Origin of the sequence: Intestinibaculum porci (assembly GCF_003925875.1) — a bacterium.
Classification (GTDB): domain Bacteria; phylum Bacillota_I; class Bacilli_A; order Erysipelotrichales; family Coprobacillaceae; genus Intestinibaculum; species Intestinibaculum porci.
In genome coordinates this window covers 931,763-947,658 of sequence record NZ_AP019309.1, presented here as the reverse complement: position 1 = coordinate 947,658, position 15,896 = coordinate 931,763, and the positions used below count along the sequence as shown (strand labels likewise).

Below are 15,896 nucleotides of genomic sequence, written 5' to 3'. Positions count from 1 at the left end.
CATAAATAGCGAGCACTTTTTATAAAAATTATGTATTTTTTTATTTTTCACAAATATTATTTACACTTTATACTATTTTTCGATACCTTTCATCAAAATATCAACCATTTGATTCAGAGCATCCATATAATCGAGATGTGCTTCCACTAAGACATCCCGTTTAAAAAAGTTCTCTAGCGTGGAGGTATAAATAATCTGAAATAAGTTTAAGTTAATATCTCGAATAACCCCTTCATCAATGCCCTGTCGCAATAAATCAAAGGTCATCTCCCAGCCTGATTCCAAATAATACTGCACTTTTCGATAAGCTGAAGGATACTTATCCTGTAAGACATAAAGACCAGTCATATCCATTTGTAAAAAGCTTTCCGGCATCGCCGCTAAAATCATCTCAATTCTTTCAAGCGTCGTATGACTGAGATCATTTGTAACTTCTTCTTCCTTCTCTTTAATACTCGCAAAGCAGTAATCCACTAAATCATTAACCAAGGCATTCTTGTCATCAATGACCTGATAAATTGTCTTTTTCGAAACTGACATGTCTTTGGCGATGTCATCCATCGTGAACTTCAACCCTTTTTGTTTATAGACTACTAAAGCTGCTTGAATGATTTTCTCTTTCAAATCCATAAGATAAAGCCTCCCCTTTATAAGAATATTTTATCATTTATGCCAGGGAGGCTCAAAGTATTTTTCTTTTATAAGGCTTTTAAAACAAAAAGCTGAGAAGTAAAATCACCATTTTCATGATGATCCGTAATTAACCCATAATGATCTGCTCATCACCAGCATTCTTGATCGCTACCTTTATCTTTTGGTCACAAAATTCCCCCGCCAGCAAATCGATCTCCAGGAAAAGCAGAAGAGCTATACTGATTTAGCAATTCGCTATATTGAGGCCAATTACAGTCAACCCATAAACATTTCCAGTATCGCTAATGCTTTGCATATTGAACGCACTTATCTGTATCGCTTATTTAAAGAACGAACTGGCATGTTACCAAAAGACTTTCTCATTACTTATCGCTTAAAGCGCTCCTGCAGCTTATTAACTGAAACGACTCAGCCGATTAAAGTCATCGCCTTGTCTGTCGGTTATGAAGATGCGCTCTATTTCTCTCGCTTGTTTAAACATACTTATCATTGTACGCCAACACAGTATCGTCAAAGTCATCAATTAATAATTTCATCGTAAATATACGCTTTTTTCTGAAATCTCTTTCTTCCATGCTACAATATAAGAAAGAAGGTGACCACATGAATGACATTCAATTTAGTGAAAACTTAAAAACATTAAGACATAGTCATCATTTGACTCAGGAACAGTTAGCGGAAATTCTTAACACCACCAGCAAATCCATTTCCCGCTGGGAAAACGGCAAAACCATGCCAGATTATACAGTGATGTTAGAATTATCACGCTATTTCCATGTCAGTCTTGATGACCTCATCAAAAAGACCCAAACGCCAATGAGCGATCAGGCTTATCATCAGCTGTTGTCTTTGTTGACAAGTTTGGCATTATTACTAAGCTTGACACTTCATAGCTCCTTAGGTAATCTCTTTTACCAAAGCACTGCCATTCCATTAATCATTCCACTCTTACTATTAGGATCACCTTTGTATATTACGCAGGTACGCTATTATTTACATCACACTGCAAGTGGTCAATGGCTGATCGCCCACCACTCCTCCCTCTTCCTCATCCTTTTAGTCACCACTTTGATCCTAGCGCTTTCACGCTAGGATTTTTTCATAAAAAAGGCGCTATTTTTTTCGATTCTCAGCTTGTGTCCTGTTCAAAATCCCTGCTTTGTGCTTGATTATAAGTACAGAAGCAACATCATTTTGATTTTTGGAGGTTATTTTATGAAAATGAAATTATTAGGAATTTTTCTGCTTTTGGGATTCATTCCATTTTCCACCGTTTGCGCTCATGCAAGCCCGGTATAATATTATCATTATAGAATCCAAGCAGAAAACAAAACACATCAACAGACTACACCGTATTTAGAGATGTCCCAAAAGACAAACTTGATGTCCCTTGGTATATTTCCTTAGAATCATCCGGAGAAGGAAAAGGCACCATTACAAGTTTTTGGCTCGAAAAGACCGACGGCACTCATGTCGCACCTTCTACCGATGTCAAGCAAGGTACCTCGCAGACACCAGCTGCCTATGGCTTTGCAAATCAGCAGCACGTTATGTTAACTGCTGAAAATAATAAATATAACGAAAATGTCTATCTTGTCAGTGGTCATTGGCAAGCTGCTACAAAATAATATTGTATACGTATGTTGCTTCTGCATAAATAATATAAAAGGAGTAATTTTATGTTTGCCTATGAACTTTATAAAAGATTACATCGTAAAAGAAATCTGATCGTCTTACTCTTTATGCTGACCATTATGCTTTGGGATGTGTACCTTGTTTTTAAGGATTCCTATATTAATCCAGCCAATATTTATCCTGGAACACCAATGTCCCTTGTCTACAAATGGACTTATATCCCGCCCGATGCAGCTTTTTTGTCCGGATTATCACACGGTCATATTCCCCAAACGATCATTATTTGGCTGATGCCTATCTACTTATTATTGCTCGGCGCGGGAGATCACTGCGCAGAACATGCTTCCCATATGGATGACATGACAAAGATGCGTTCCTCTCACAAAATTTACTATGCAAAACTGCTCGCTCAGTTTCTTTATATTACGATCACATTCATCATCTTAGCGACTATTAATTATCTTGTCTGCTTAGTCGTATTTCGCCATGGTCAATACGCAAGTAATATGTATAAAGATAATTTACCACTTTTATTGTCAAATCGAAAACCCTATATATCGTATATCACATTCATCATCCTGTTTGGTTTATTATCAGCCTGCTATGCCACAGCGATCACGGCGTTAAGTACCCTCATTCCTTTCCGTCTGATTGTCTGGATTGTCAGTTTTTACTTTTGGTATAGCCAATTATCATATTTACCAGATTTATATCAGCCTTATACCGAGGTTACTTTCGCCATGCGATTACACAATTTAGTGTTATATATGATTCCTTTACTGATTGTTATTATCATCAGCGTCATTGTCAATAAAGTAAGGCGGTGATGAAAATGCTGATTATCTACTACGTGCTTATAAGTCTGACCATCATGCATAGTTATCTTACCCATCACAATGCACTAGCGAATATGGTTCTCTCTTATTCAACGCCTAATGCTTATGAATTACATTTTAAAGAATACATCCCCTTCGTGATCGTGGGACATAGTTTCCTTTATTTACGTTTTCAGGATGCCTATCTGATTCGTTTCTCTAAAAAGAAACTGTTACAGAAAATAACTTTACATGAATGCCTGCATGTGCTTTGTTTTCTCAGTATGTTTTATATAACAACGAATCTTTGCGTGATGATCCGCTACGGTCGTTTGGTAATTTGGCCATCACTAATGGAAGGCTGTTATCTGATTCCTGTTTATTTACTTTTTATGATACTTTTGGATATCATCATACTCATCACCCATCAACACTTGCTTAGCGTTGCCATTACGTGTGTGTTATCGATGCTTTTGACATTTCCGATGATGTCTTTCATGGGTATTATGATCTTTGAAAACAAAACAATCCCCTATCTTTTACTCATGCAAAAGGATTGTCTTTTCCTCGCTTTACTCATTTTCTTATCCATCATCAGACAAAAATGTTTACAGGGACGTGATGTCATATGAGTCATCTTCTCATGTTACTATGTTATTTGCCCTATTTATATATCTTATGTACATTCTTTCTTAAAACAGGTAAGACAAGTATTGATTTGCCCTACGATATAGGCCTGATCTTTTACTTAAAGGTTGTACCCCTTTATGCTATTCCCTTATTTTTCTCTCTTTTTAAGGAAGAAAAGGATTATCAAATTATTCGTTATGTCTCTAAAAAGAAGATCATTCACAAACATCTCTTAGGAATCTTTATAGACGCTTTCCTATGCAGCATCAGCTTTCTGATGATGAATCGTATTGTCTTCAAACATCTAAGAGTTTATCAAAGTCTTCTTTTCACTGTCCTTTTGATCTGCTTATTACTGATGCAATCCTCTCTTGCATTATTACTTCATGATCCTTTATTACTCATTATGACTTATGTGGTAAGCAGTCCTATGATGAGTGATTATATGCAATACATGAAGCAGCCATTATTAACGGACTTATTCATCCCAGAAAGCCTCTTTACTCGTTATCCCCATCCATTGTTGCTGATCCCCGTTTGTTTATGCTTACTAGCTATAAACAGTTATTTGATCAAAAGAAAGGAGTACTTATGAGCTATCTCGAAATTGAAAACTATACCAAGGTGATCCGCCAGGAAACAATCTTAAATCATCTTACGATCTCTTTAGAGAAAGGAAAAATCTATGGTTTATATGGCCGCAACGGCAGCGGGAAAACAATGCTCTTAAGAGCCATTGCCGGCCTTATTATGCCAACGGAAGGCTTTGTTAAAATCAATGATCAGATCATTACCAAAGATGTTGATTTTGCGCCCCATACCGGTATTCTCATCGAACATATGAACATGCTGTCCTATTTAAGTGCCAAAGAAAACTTAGAAGGTATTGCGAAAATCCAAAAGATTGCCAGTGAAGAAGATATTATCGAGGCTTTAAACGCAGTTGGTTTAGATCCGCAAAGTAAAAAGCGCGTCTTTCGCTACTCACTAGGAATGAAGCAGAAACTGTGCTTAGCGCAAAGCTTCTTTGAACACCAGGAACTTTTATTACTCGATGAACCAACCAATGCTTTAGATGAAGAAAGCGTACAACGCATTATGATGCTTTTTGAAAGTTTTAAAGAAGAAGGACGAACACTGATCATTGCCTCACATGATCGGGACTTTTTAGAAAGTATTTGTGATAGGATCTTACCAATTAAAAAGGGCACAATTGAAAAAAGGCATTGAGTTTTTCTCAATGTCTTTCCATCATTGCTAATAGACCTTCGACATCACGCATTTGCGTAGCCCAGGACGTTGCTAAACGAATCACGGTATGCGTATCATCATACTTTTCCCAGAACCCGTAAGCGACGTATTCTTGCATCTTTTTAAGTTCTTCGTTAGCCACGACAATGAACTGCTGATTGGTTGGTGAATCGATATAAAGATGATAACCACGCTCTATTAAGCCTTTCTTTAAAGCCATCGCACAGGCAATGGCATTTTGCGAGATCTTTAAATACAGATCATCAGTAAAGAGCGCATCAAACTGCACACCCATTAAACGCCCTTTCGCTAATAAAGCGCCATTTTGTTTGATCTGTGTTAAGAAATGTTTAGGCGCATTATTATGCGTAAAAACAACTGCTTCCCCGCATAAAGCGCCCACTTTCGTGCCGCCAAGATAGAAAACATCCGTTAACGCGCCGATCTCTTCAATCTCTAAGTCATGTTTTGCTGCTAACGCGTAGCCTAAACGGGCGCCATCCAAGAATAAGGGCAAGTCATATTCATGACAAACATCGGAAATAGCGGTCAGTTCAGCTTTAGAATATAAGGTTCCATATTCCGTTGGATGAGAAACATACACCATCCCTGGGAAAGCCATATGTTCATGGTTTTCATCAGCGTAGAACGTCGCTAAATAGTCTTTTAATTCACCCGCATCAATCTTTCCATCATGAGAAGGAATCGTTAAGACCTTACGGCCAGCGTGCTCAATCGCCCCTGCTTCATGGAAATTCACATGACCCGTCGTCGCTGCCACTACAGCTTCATAAGGCGCTAGCATCGTTGAAATGACGATCATATTGGTCTGCGTACCACCTGAGATAAAGTAAATATCATCACTATCCACTTTCGTGAATGCTTTGATCTTTTCTTTCGCGCTGGCGCAGTAAGGATCACTGCCATAACCCGTTAAATGTTCCTCATTGCTTTTCACTAACGCTTCTAAAAGTTTGGGATGCGCTCCTTCACTATAATCATTAATAAAGTAATACATTATTTCACAAGACCTACAACTTCCCCAATGAACATATTATGTATATCGCCATCTTTATAAGAAGAATTCTGAATTTCTTTTGGCATGGCGCTCAAATCCATTTTCTGTTCATACAGTTTCTTGCAGATCAGGGTATACTTGGCTTCTTTAAAGCGCACGCCATGATCACATGCTTCTGGGGTTAGGGATGTCAATGCGACTTTATCCCCATCACGACCCGACTTGCTGCCTAAGATCGCTAAGTCCTTTTTATGCTCCCCCTCAAAGAAATCGATTGTAAAATAATCGCACTTTCTTAAATATTCCAGGGTATAACGGCTATCACGAACATAAATCGTGACTGCATCCTTCCCCCAGATACTGCCTAATGCTCCCCAGCCAATTGTCATCGTGTTATAGTCTTCTAAGTTTCCGGCAGTGACTAATGCATTGCCAGGAAAAAAGTTATGAAATACATCTACATTCAGTTCCATAGTTTACCTCCTGACATTATTATAAATTAGTAACCTATTTTTGCAAGCGCATCACCGACAATGTCCTGGTGGTCAAAAGCCAAATCAGACAAAGATAATGTTTCATCTCCACAGATGAGCGCATGCGCTTTGGTGACTGTAAACCACTTTGCTTCAGCTGCATCATCACCAGCCTTCACATGCACTTTGTTTTTATCAATTACGGCCATATAAGCGCAGGAAACAACCCAGCCGCGCGGATCACGGCCTGGTTTGGAATACACCCCTAATAGCTGTAAAGGTAAGCCGGTCACACCCGTTTCTTCGGCTAATTCACGTGCTGCCGTCTTTTCTAAGGGTTCATTTTTATTAGCGAAACCGCCCGGAGTCGCGTAGTGACCAATAAAGGGATGGCCCCCTCTTTTGACTAATAAAATTTGCAGCTTGTCATGATCCTTTGCGAAAACGACAATATCCGCCGTGAGAGATGGTTTGGGATATTTATCAGGATTATACTGTTTTAAAAATTCTTCTTCGGTTAAACCATTGCGATCTTTCATATTTGCCTCCATCAAAAAAGGAGAAGGTGTCCTTCTCCTCATATGTTTTAGAAATCCACTTCAGTGTCGTAGTAACAAGCCTTCAGTAATTTTTCCATTTCTTCCTGTGTTGGTTTACGTGGGTTTGTTAAAGTGCAGGCATCTGCGATGGCATTCTTAGCGATTTCAGGTAATCTTTCTAAGAAGACATTTTCAGGAACGAAGCCCTGTTCTGTTGGATAAGAATCTGCACCGTAATGTTTGATGCCATGTGGAATATTTAATGCATCATTCATGCTGCGTAATTTTTCAATTAACTTTGCAACTTTTTCATCTTCAGTTGTGCCGCCTAATTTCATTTCATCAGCGATGAATGCATATCTAGATTTTGCTTCTGGATCTTTCGCATTGAAAGCAATAACTTTTGGTAAGTACATTGCGTTAGCAGCGCCATGGATAATATGAGCGCCGTAATCAGCGAATGCAGCACCTGTCTTATGAGCCATTGAGTGTACGATACCTAATGAAGCATTAGAGAATGCCTGACCTGCTAAGCACTGTGCATCATGCATATTATCACGAGCAGTCATATCGCCATTATAAGAGTTGATTAAATCTCTCTGGATCATACGGATTGCCCAGATCGCTACTGGATCTGTATAGTTGCAGTGTGCTGTTGACACAAAAGCTTCGATCGCATGTGTCATCGCATCCATACCTGTATGAGCGACTAATTTCTTAGGCATTGTTTCTGCTAATTCAGGATCAACGATGGCTACATCTGGAGTGATGCCAAAGTCAGCGATTGGATATTTAATACCTTTATCATAATCAGTGATAATTGAGAAGCAAGTTACTTCTGTTGCTGTTCCTGATGTTGAAGAAACTGCACAGAATTTTGCTTTATGTCTTAATTCAGGTAAAGCAAACACTTTACACATATCTTCGAATGTACATTCTGGGTGTTCATATTTAACCCACATAGCTTTTGCAGCATCGATTGGTGAACCGCCGCCGATGGCTACGATCCAGTCAGGACCGAATTCTTCCATGGCTTTTGCCCCGTTCATGACCGTCGTAACTGATGGATCTGATTCGATTCCTTCAAATAACTGAACTTCCATACCTGCTTCTTTCAGATATTCTTCAGCTTTCTGTAAGAAACCAAAACGTTTCATTGAGCCGCCGCCGACACAGATGATCGCTTTCTTTCCTTTTAATGTTTTTAATGCTTCCAGGGAACCTTTTCCATGATATAGGTCTCTTGGTAAAGTAAATCTTGCCATAATTATTATCTCCTTTACACATTTACTTCGTGATACATTTCACGATTCCTATGATACCGTTTTCATCTCAAAATTTCAAATATTAAAAAAAGAATAGCACTATATCAAAAAAGATATAGCACTATTCAAACGCTTGTACTTCTTTATGAAGATCTTCTAAAAAACGCTTTTCTCCAGGGGATAATGTATAACCGCGACGATAGATCAATAAATCCATTGCTTTAAGCACATCCGTGTTGAGCGGCCGAGTGATCAGATGATATTTTTCTAATAAATCTGTAGGCATCGGTGAAACTAACATAAATGTATCCTCTAAGTTTTCTAACAGCTCCAGCTGGGAGGCCCTTTCAAAAGCTTCAATACTTTGCGTAACGCCGGTCTGGTGAATGATATCATTAAGATAGCTAACCGTATGCTTAGGTAAATGATCGGTGGCATGGCGAATCAGAATCTGATTTTTAAGGTCTGTGATATCAATATGCTTTCTCCCAGCTAAGCTATTGCTTTCAGACATTAATAAAACACAGGCAAAAGAGCTGATCACCTGACTTTGCAGATTCTTGAATTCAAAAAGATGGTTATAGTAATCGCGATCAAAATCAAAAACGCGTAAGATTCCAAGATTACATTCTCCTTTGGTGACTAAATCCACGACATCAGTCGGATTGGTTTCATGATAAGCGACATCTAAGCCATTTTTATAAGGCTGGCCTTCTTTAATAAACTTATGAAAAGCGGCGGAAATATAGGAAGCGGTGGGGACCGCAACACTAAAGGAAAAAGGCATTTCAAAACCTTTATATAAATGATCAAGTTCATCCACTTCATCGACGATATGACTGATGCGGGTGAGGACATCACGTCCTTTGGGGGTCACCTGAATGCCTTTATTCGATCGTTCAAAAATGCGTAAATTGAGTTCTTCTTCTAATTCTCCAATCACTTTTGATAAATAAGGCTGATTAAGATACAAAGATTTCGCTGCCTGCGAAATTGATCCGCATTTTTCAACTTCTAAGACGTATCTTAAATGATCAATATTCATAAAAAGTACTCCTATTCCTAATTTTTTTACATATATGCTTATTGTATCATAATTATCCAAGAAAAAAAGACCTTGTCTTATGACAAAGTCTTAAAATGGTGAGGCATAGCCGTCAACCACAAGGGTAGGTGTCCCTTTAGCCACCAGATCTTTATACATATAATCGATGACTAAAGCTTCTAAGAAATTACAGCCAAACAAAGCTTTTGTTTCCATATACGCGTTAAAGTCATTCATACCCTTTTGACGACGGACACAGTCCCAATACAGTTTCACTAATTTCATAACCAATACCTTTAATGATTTCCTTTCCTTAATCATACATGATGTAGCTCACGGTTTCAAGCGAAAGTGGGCTTTTTCATAATTTGGAAATCTTTGCCTCTCCTTTATTTATCTCCATTATATCAAATGAAAACTGAAATAAAGATATCGGTTTTCTAAGAAATATGTTTATTTTGTGATGGCCGCAAATAATTCATTTGAATCATTCACGATTTCATTTGCACCATGTGTCTTTAAGAAATCTGCACTTCTAAAGCCCCAGGTTACGGCAATCTCGTCCATCGCTGAATTTTGTGCCGTCTGGACATCAATTTCTGAATCCCCAATATAAACACAGTGTTCACGGGCAACTTTTAAAACGCGTAAACATTCTTCGTTCATATCCGGTGCTGGTTTACGTTTAATTGATGCTTTCTGCCCTAAACTAAAATCAAAAACACCATCAAAGAATGTTTTCACTAAGCTTTGTACGGCTTCATCTGGTTTATTTGAAACCACTGCGCAGGCAATGCCTTTTGCCTTTAAGGCCTGAATCATCTCGACAATACCGTCGAACGGTTTCGTCGCAATGCCGGCATGGGCCGCATAATAAGGACGATAGACCTGAGAAATCCGTTCCACTTCTTCTTTTGTCACACTTTTTGGAATCACTTCATCTTTTGTCCCGACGGCGACTAAGGAGTCTAAACGAGCGCCCGCTTCATAAGCCAAGGCTCTTGTTAAGGCCACCTCAACGCCGCTGCCAAAGAAATTTTTAGTATCTTCATTTGTATAATTATGACGGTGCCCCGTTTCTTTCATCGCATAATTTAAAGCATTCGTTAAATCTTCAATTGTATTTAAAATTGTGCCATCCATATCAAAAATAGCTGCCTGATATTTCATCATCTTCACCTCTACCGCCATTATACCAATTCCCCTTTAAAATACAATCTTCATCGTTTTTTCTTCCTTTCGACTTTTTTTCGAGAAAGTTTAAAATAAATTGCATTCAAACATATTATCCCACAATTGACAGAAAAAATTGAGTAAAAGCCAGGATTCCCTTTATTTATCGGTGTTTCCTGGTTTTTTGTTTAATCAATTTTTTGTTGTATGTGATTGCCTCTTTAAAAGTTTTTTTGAAATTTTTCTTAAAATTTTATTCAGGTCCTTTGGCTTGTAGTACTGAAAGTCAAGCCCCAGCTCTGTTAGCTGCTCGAGAGCCTTTAGCGTATAGCTTGAAGTGTATGTTGCACTATAGTAAACATCATGCTCATTCACCACATTCATGTTTTTTAATGTTTCTATCAGCTCTTTTACTGTTACATGTGTTCCCTGATCATCAAGCATGCATTCTAACAGTCTGTATACTAGCAGGGCGGTGAAGCACGTTAAAAAATGCGCTCTAATTCTGTTGGGATTATATACATAGACAGGACGAGCTTTGAAGGTAGTCTTCATTATTCTAAAGCAGTCCTCAATCTGGTATCTCTTATGTGATATGTCAAGAATATCCTTGACCGGATCAAGAACAAGATTTGTCGCTACTGCATAATAGCCGTCATACTGCTCTTCTTTTCGAATCTGCTCCTCATCTATAATATAAGCTGACTTTGTCTTATTTTTATTTTTGATAAACCTTCTTACGTCATTGGGTCCCTTCTTGATCTTCTCCGGATCACCTGAAGAGATGAGCTTTTTAGCTCTGTCAATCTGTCTCTGACGAACTTTTCTCTGATAGTCCATCATTTTTCTCGAGAACGTAACAATGACGATCTGCTTTAAAGTGCCTTTTGCTTTTACTTTCCTGATCTTACCATTTTTGCATTTTTTCATCTCATAATAACCAAGAAAGATGTCCTCCTTGTCAGCATTTAAAACTTTATAGGCTGTAGATTCATAGCGTGCTCTGTTCAGTTCGCTGTTTTTGTCATATTTAAAGGTTTTTAGCTCCTCAATTGACACTGGATTGTCATCACTGAGATTTCTGTAGTCACAGTCGTTGAATACAGCAGTCTGAAGAGCATCAGACAGCTTCTTGACTGACTGCGTGACAATAAAAGCTCGGCCGCCCATTGAATTAAATTTGCGGATATTGTATGAACCCAGACCGGCATCGGCACAGTATATGAATTTACTGTTACCCATGGTCTTAATGACCTGCTCCTCCAGCGGGGTGGCCGTTTCCTGCTCGCTGGTATTGCCAGGATCCAGGCACATAGAAATAGGAATTCCTCTCTTGTCCATTAAAAGTCCCATTTCAACGATAGGATTAGGCCTGTTTTCCTTGCTGACGCCGTAGCGTCTTAGCCCCTTTGTAACTTCGCCCGTTTCCGGATCAATCTCATCATCGTCAGCCTGTTCGCATTCAAAAAAGTAATTTGTGCAGTCATAGTAGACGACAGACATGTCTCTCTTTATGAGATTCTGTGATTTTTTATAAAGATGCGCAAGGTAGTCCTCCTGGTTTTCTGCAATTAAATCGAGAAAGCGGAGAAAATGATGGTACTCAATCTGAGGATTCTCATAGTAGGCATTAAGGCGGTCATAGGTGCCATACTTGCTGTGAGGATCAAGGATTCTGCCAAAGGTAAGAAATCTGTTAACAGAATTAAAGTCATATTTCGCCTTGGACTTTTCCTGAAGATTTCTAAAAAAGCCGTCCAGTTCAAGCATATTATAAATGTACTGAAGGTAGAAGTATCCGATGTTGGATGACAGTGAGCGGCTTATCCGGCTATCATCGGGTCCTGTCACTCGCTGATTGAAGTCGACCGTCAGTGTGTATTCCCGCTTTCCGGATCTCGCATCCTCATTCATTTTTTGTATTACATTTCTGCAGTAGGATACCGGATCATCGGTGATCATCAGAAGTTCTGAATGTTTGCCGAGCTTTTTTACATTGCGGGTGGTCGTCTTTTTGCCGTTTCTGATTCCCTCCTGGACATAGTATGTGGGATCCTTAAGACGCTTGTCGTAGTAGAGCTTCATATAAAAAAGTCCTCCTCTCATCTAATATTTTAGCATGAAAGGGAAAGACATACAACACATACAACATAATAATTTATAAAATTTGACAGATAAAAGCCCCTGATAACAGGGGTTTTGTAGATATGGCTAGTAGAGATTCTGTCAATCGCCCGAAATCCGTTCCACTTCTTCTTTTGTCACACTTTTTGGAATCACTTCATCTTTTGTCCCGACGGCGACTAAGGAGTCTAAACGAGCGCCCGCTTCATAAGCCAAGGCTCTTGTTAAGGCCACCTCAACGCCGCTGCCAAAGAAATTTTTAGTATCTTCATTTGTATAATTATGACGGTGCCCCGTTTCTTTCATCGCATAATTTAAAGCATTCGTTAAATCTTCAATTGTATTTAAAATTGTGCCATCCATATCAAAAATAGCTGCCTGATATTTCATCATCTTCACCTCTACCGCCATTATACCAATTCCCCTTTAAAATACAATCTTCATCGTTTTTTCTTCCTTTCGACTTTTTTTCGAGAAAGTTTAAAATAAATTGCATTCAAACATATTATTTTGTAATCTTAAAGTAAAGAATAACACGAAAAGGAGATGAATTTATGGGTTTTATTCAAGCATTTACTGGCGCCCTCGAAGGCAGCTTAGCGGATACCTGGAAAGATTTTATTATGCCGGAGGACGCCCCAGCTACCGCTGGTGTCTTCCATGGCGTAAAGAAAGGGCAAAACAAAGGCCGCGGCGCCAATACGAAAGGCAGTGACAATATTATTACCAACGGCAGTAAGATTATCGTGCCCGAAGGCTGCGCTCTCCTCACCATGCAGGATGGCGCCATCACTGGGTTAATCACAGAGCCGGGCGGCTACACGTACAGCTCTGATGCGCAAGCTTCGCAATCATTTTTAGCCGGTGATTCACTCATTGACACATTAAAAGATTCCTGGGACCGTTTTAAATTTGGCGGCATGCCGGGCAGTGAACAGACGGCTATTTATGTCAACTTAAAAGATATTCCGGATAATCGTTTCGGTACGCAATCTGAAATCCACTGGGATGATGCCTTCTTAGGCACGCAGGTTGGCGCTGTAACGCGCGGCAGTTATACGATGCGGATCGTCGATCCAATGGTTTTTGTGAAACGTTTTGTCCCACAAAACTATTTACGGCCAGATGGACCAATCTTTGATTTTGCGGATATGGATAATCCTGCCGGCAATAAGCTTTTTGATGAAGTCGTAAGCTGTCTCTCATCAGCTTTCTCCCTCTATACCAATGATCCTGATAAAGGCAATCGCATCACCAGAATTCAAAGCGATCAGGTCGGCTTTGCGAAATCCTTAGCTCAGGCCGTAGAAAATGACTACAGCTGGCGTGAAGAATATGGTTTAGCCATCGTGAAAGCGGCTTTAGTAGCCATTGAATATGATGAAGATACAAAGAAGCTGTTAGCCGATGTTAAACGTGCCGATGCATTAAGCGGGGCTCGTGGCGCTTCCTTTAAACAGCAGGCTTTTGCCCGCGGCATGCAGGCAGCTGGCGAAAACGGCGGCAGTGCGAACATGGCCTTTATGGGGATGAATATGGGTGTTGCCGGCAATATGATGGGCGCTTTTAATCAAGAGGCCGCAGCGCCAAGTGAAGATCCTTATGAAAAACTGCGAAAGATGAAACAGTTACTTGATGATGGCATCATTTCCCAAGCCGATTTTGATGACGCGAAAAAGAAACTGTTAGGTTTATAATATGACTGACGCAAAAATCATCGACACCAGCAGTAAAAAGGCGCATGGGCAAAACAAATGTCCAGCCTGCGGCTCAACGGATATCGCGCTCAATATCAAAGCCGGCAAACTGCAGTGTCATAGCTGTCGAAAAACCTTTGATACCCCCACAATGCAGGATTTCCTCAATGCCCATTTAGAAAACCTGCAAGGCGTAACGATTGGTTCCGGGGCGAAAGAAATTGATGAAAAAGCGACCGCTTCTGCGATGATCACTTTGAAATGTCCAAGCTGCGGGGCGGAAGTCGTCATCGATTCCTCAGCCCAGACCAGCGCCCGCTGTCACTGGTGCCGTAATACCTTATCCCTCAATGAACAGATTCCTAACGGGGCGGTACCGGATGTGGTATTACCATTTCAGATTACCAAGGATGAAGCGAAAAATCTGATTGAAGATTTTGCGGGTAAGCGAAAGTTTTATGCCCATCCAAAATTCAGTCATGATTTTAATACCGATAGCGTCATGGGTGTCTACTTACCTTATATGATGATTAACGAAAATACGCATGTTACGGCAAATGGCGAAGGCGAAATCAAAACGCGCTCTTATGAAGTTGTTGTCGATACCGATGAACAAGGCAATGACATTAAGGAAACCCGTTATGATGCCGATCGCTATGCCATCAAGCGTGAGTTTGATATGTTAGTGGAAGGTTTAACAATTGAATCTTCGAAAACCAAAATGGATAAGAATGCGGCCTTAACGAACAACATTATCAATGCCATTATGCCTTTTGATACCGAGCATCCCCTCATGTGGAATCCGGGCTTTTTAAAGGGTTATACCTTTGAAAAAAGAGATATGAATACCAAGGATTTAAAAAAGATTGTGCAAAATCAGACCGATGATATCGCTCGTAACTGCGCCAAAGAAACGATCAAGCAATATGATCGCGGGGTCCATTGGAACAGCTGCAAAGCCGCGATTCAAGGTCAGCAGTGGCTTTCTGCATATTTACCGGTTTGGTTATTCTCTTATCAGGAAACCAACGGTGATCCGTCGACTATTCACTACATCGCAGTCAATGGCCGGACGAAAGAAACGATGGGTTCGATTCCGATTTATTATCCTAAGCTGCTTCTCTTGACTTTACTTATTGAAGTCGTTTGTTTCCTCGTTGCCTTCTTCATGAATAAAGCCAAAGACTGGCCATGGGCTTATCTTTTATTAGCCTCTGGACTGATTTATTTCTTTATTATTTATAATCGTTACCGTAATACCTCAGCCCGTCATGACTATGAAAATGTCACCAAGCGCAAAGTCTTACATATGCATAAGACTGATGAACGTGTCCGCCACCTGACAAACTTAAAAAACAGTCGCATGGATAATGCCAATGAAGACGAATTAAAAGGTTCTATTTATTAAAGCAGTTTACTTTCGAGTCGATTTCTCACGACTAAAGTCGCGAGCTTGAAAGAGTGAGCGATGATGGAAATGATTAATTGAGCAGAGTCATATGGATGCGTCGCATTCCTCCGGAGATGCAAGGACCGGGGCTGATTCCAAGGCTCCCGAACCCTAAAGACGCACCCAG

18 protein-coding genes and 1 pseudogene are annotated in these 15,896 nt (G+C 39.8%); 9 read left to right on the top strand and 10 right to left on the bottom strand.

All coding sequences use genetic code 11. The features are described from left to right. Nucleotides 1–72: 72 nt before the first annotated feature. On the bottom strand, nucleotides 73–630 hold the full coding sequence (locus SG0102_RS04605; protein ID WP_125118873.1) for a TetR/AcrR family transcriptional regulator: 558 nt from the start codon (nucleotides 628–630) through the stop codon (nucleotides 73–75). Between the two features lie 184 nt (nucleotides 631–814). Between SG0102_RS04605 and SG0102_RS04600 the strand changes: the two genes are divergently transcribed. The 7 genes and pseudogenes from SG0102_RS04600 (at nucleotide 815) to SG0102_RS04570 (ending at nucleotide 4,964) form a co-directional block, all read left to right on the top strand. Then, nucleotides 815–1,195 (top strand): helix-turn-helix domain-containing protein, encoded by a 381-nt coding sequence (locus SG0102_RS04600; RefSeq protein ID WP_157982976.1) that lies wholly within the window; start codon nucleotides 815–817, stop codon nucleotides 1,193–1,195. 62 nt (nucleotides 1,196–1,257) lie between these two features. After that, nucleotides 1,258–1,746, top strand: coding sequence for a helix-turn-helix domain-containing protein (locus tag SG0102_RS04595; protein ID WP_157982975.1), 489 nt, complete (start codon nucleotides 1,258–1,260; stop codon nucleotides 1,744–1,746). Between the two features lie 293 nt (nucleotides 1,747–2,039). Further along, nucleotides 2,040–2,282: pseudogene (locus SG0102_RS15930) on the top strand (DUF2712 domain-containing protein); the annotation flags it as partial. A gap of 51 nt (nucleotides 2,283–2,333) precedes the next feature. Continuing rightward, complete coding sequence (locus tag SG0102_RS04585; RefSeq protein ID WP_125118870.1) at nucleotides 2,334–3,116, top strand: hypothetical protein; 783 nt, start codon at nucleotides 2,334–2,336, stop codon at nucleotides 3,114–3,116. Nucleotides 3,117–3,121: 5 nt separating this feature from the next. Further along, the gene (locus SG0102_RS04580) at nucleotides 3,122–3,736 is read left to right on the top strand and encodes a hypothetical protein (protein WP_125118869.1); all 615 of its coding nucleotides are present in this window, start codon (nucleotides 3,122–3,124) and stop codon (nucleotides 3,734–3,736) included. A gap of 11 nt (nucleotides 3,737–3,747) precedes the next feature. Next, nucleotides 3,748–4,329: a hypothetical protein gene (locus SG0102_RS04575; RefSeq protein ID WP_125118868.1), complete on the top strand. Its 582-nt coding sequence runs from the start codon at nucleotides 3,748–3,750 to the stop codon at nucleotides 4,327–4,329. Then, nucleotides 4,326–4,964 carry an ABC transporter ATP-binding protein gene (locus SG0102_RS04570; protein WP_125118867.1) on the top strand — a complete coding sequence of 213 codons (639 nt, stop codon included), beginning with the start codon at nucleotides 4,326–4,328 and terminating at the stop codon, nucleotides 4,962–4,964. The genes SG0102_RS04575 and SG0102_RS04570 overlap by 4 nt, the downstream gene beginning before the upstream one ends. A gap of 7 nt (nucleotides 4,965–4,971) precedes the next feature. On the opposite strand, the gene SG0102_RS04565 is transcribed toward SG0102_RS04570, so the two are convergent. From SG0102_RS04565 to SG0102_RS04525, 9 genes are all read right to left on the bottom strand, one after another. Continuing rightward, nucleotides 4,972–6,003, bottom strand: a complete 1,032-nt coding sequence (locus SG0102_RS04565; protein WP_125118866.1) for a threonine aldolase family protein — start codon at nucleotides 6,001–6,003, stop codon at nucleotides 4,972–4,974. Then, nucleotides 6,003–6,476 carry a flavin reductase family protein gene (locus SG0102_RS04560; protein ID WP_125118865.1) on the bottom strand — a complete coding sequence of 158 codons (474 nt, stop codon included), beginning with the start codon at nucleotides 6,474–6,476 and terminating at the stop codon, nucleotides 6,003–6,005. Before SG0102_RS04560 ends, SG0102_RS04565 begins: the two co-directional genes overlap by 1 nt. A 26-nt stretch (nucleotides 6,477–6,502) precedes the next feature. Further along, complete coding sequence (locus tag SG0102_RS04555) at nucleotides 6,503–7,015, bottom strand: NUDIX domain-containing protein (protein WP_125118864.1); 513 nt, start codon at nucleotides 7,013–7,015, stop codon at nucleotides 6,503–6,505. Nucleotides 7,016–7,062: 47 nt separating this feature from the next. Next, nucleotides 7,063–8,280, bottom strand: a complete 1,218-nt coding sequence (locus SG0102_RS04550; protein ID WP_125118863.1) for an iron-containing alcohol dehydrogenase — start codon at nucleotides 8,278–8,280, stop codon at nucleotides 7,063–7,065. A gap of 121 nt (nucleotides 8,281–8,401) precedes the next feature. Then, the gene (locus SG0102_RS04545) at nucleotides 8,402–9,325 is read right to left on the bottom strand and encodes a LysR family transcriptional regulator (protein WP_125118862.1); all 924 of its coding nucleotides are present in this window, start codon (nucleotides 9,323–9,325) and stop codon (nucleotides 8,402–8,404) included. Nucleotides 9,326–9,415: 90 nt separating this feature from the next. Further along, nucleotides 9,416–9,646, bottom strand: coding sequence for a hypothetical protein (locus SG0102_RS04540; protein ID WP_125118861.1), 231 nt, complete (start codon nucleotides 9,644–9,646; stop codon nucleotides 9,416–9,418). Nucleotides 9,647–9,778: 132 nt separating this feature from the next. Then, nucleotides 9,779–10,516 (bottom strand): HAD family hydrolase, encoded by a 738-nt coding sequence (locus SG0102_RS04535; protein WP_197715076.1) that lies wholly within the window; start codon nucleotides 10,514–10,516, stop codon nucleotides 9,779–9,781. Nucleotides 10,517–10,690: 174 nt separating this feature from the next. Continuing rightward, nucleotides 10,691–12,583 (bottom strand): IS1634 family transposase, encoded by a 1,893-nt coding sequence (locus SG0102_RS04530; RefSeq protein ID WP_125118860.1) that lies wholly within the window; start codon nucleotides 12,581–12,583, stop codon nucleotides 10,691–10,693. A 141-nt stretch (nucleotides 12,584–12,724) separates the two neighbouring features. Further along, nucleotides 12,725–13,033 (bottom strand): HAD family hydrolase, encoded by a 309-nt coding sequence (locus SG0102_RS04525; RefSeq protein ID WP_197715075.1) that lies wholly within the window; start codon nucleotides 13,031–13,033, stop codon nucleotides 12,725–12,727. A gap of 143 nt (nucleotides 13,034–13,176) precedes the next feature. On the opposite strand from SG0102_RS04525, the gene SG0102_RS04520 reads away from it, so the two are divergent. Further along, on the top strand, nucleotides 13,177–14,319 hold the full coding sequence (locus SG0102_RS04520) for an SHOCT domain-containing protein (RefSeq protein ID WP_125118859.1): 1,143 nt from the start codon (nucleotides 13,177–13,179) through the stop codon (nucleotides 14,317–14,319). Nucleotide 14,320: 1 nt separating this feature from the next. Beyond that, complete coding sequence (locus SG0102_RS04515; RefSeq protein ID WP_125118858.1) at nucleotides 14,321–15,727, top strand: TFIIB-type zinc ribbon-containing protein; 1,407 nt, start codon at nucleotides 14,321–14,323, stop codon at nucleotides 15,725–15,727. Nucleotides 15,728–15,896 lie beyond the last annotated feature (169 nt).

Bases quoted from the DNA above. Each gene is read 5' to 3' on its own strand.
- SG0102_RS04605 (WP_125118873.1), bottom strand. From the start codon at position 630: ATGGATTTGAAAGAGAAAATCATTCAAGCAGCTTTAGTAGTCTATAAA.
- SG0102_RS04595 (WP_157982975.1), top strand. From the start codon at position 1,258: ATGAATGACATTCAATTTAGTGAAAACTTAAAAACATTAAGACATAGT.
- SG0102_RS04585 (WP_125118870.1), top strand. From the start codon at position 2,334: ATGTTTGCCTATGAACTTTATAAAAGATTACATCGTAAAAGAAATCTG.
- SG0102_RS04580 (WP_125118869.1), top strand. From the start codon at position 3,122: ATGCTGATTATCTACTACGTGCTTATAAGTCTGACCATCATGCATAGT.
- SG0102_RS04575 (WP_125118868.1), top strand. From the start codon at position 3,748: ATGTTACTATGTTATTTGCCCTATTTATATATCTTATGTACATTCTTT.
- SG0102_RS04570 (WP_125118867.1), top strand. From the start codon at position 4,326: ATGAGCTATCTCGAAATTGAAAACTATACCAAGGTGATCCGCCAGGAA.
- SG0102_RS04565 (WP_125118866.1), bottom strand. From the start codon at position 6,003: ATGTATTACTTTATTAATGATTATAGTGAAGGAGCGCATCCCAAACTT.
- SG0102_RS04560 (WP_125118865.1), bottom strand. From the start codon at position 6,476: ATGGAACTGAATGTAGATGTATTTCATAACTTTTTTCCTGGCAATGCA.
- SG0102_RS04555 (WP_125118864.1), bottom strand. From the start codon at position 7,015: ATGAAAGATCGCAATGGTTTAACCGAAGAAGAATTTTTAAAACAGTAT.
- SG0102_RS04550 (WP_125118863.1), bottom strand. From the start codon at position 8,280: ATGGCAAGATTTACTTTACCAAGAGACCTATATCATGGAAAAGGTTCC.
- SG0102_RS04545 (WP_125118862.1), bottom strand. From the start codon at position 9,325: ATGAATATTGATCATTTAAGATACGTCTTAGAAGTTGAAAAATGCGGA.
- SG0102_RS04540 (WP_125118861.1), bottom strand. From the start codon at position 9,646: ATGATTAAGGAAAGGAAATCATTAAAGGTATTGGTTATGAAATTAGTG.
- SG0102_RS04535 (WP_197715076.1), bottom strand. From the start codon at position 10,516: ATGGCGGTAGAGGTGAAGATGATGAAATATCAGGCAGCTATTTTTGAT.
- SG0102_RS04530 (WP_125118860.1), bottom strand. From the start codon at position 12,583: ATGAAGCTCTACTACGACAAGCGTCTTAAGGATCCCACATACTATGTC.
- SG0102_RS04525 (WP_197715075.1), bottom strand. From the start codon at position 13,033: ATGGCGGTAGAGGTGAAGATGATGAAATATCAGGCAGCTATTTTTGAT.
- SG0102_RS04520 (WP_125118859.1), top strand. From the start codon at position 13,177: ATGGGTTTTATTCAAGCATTTACTGGCGCCCTCGAAGGCAGCTTAGCG.
- SG0102_RS04515 (WP_125118858.1), top strand. From the start codon at position 14,321: ATGACTGACGCAAAAATCATCGACACCAGCAGTAAAAAGGCGCATGGG.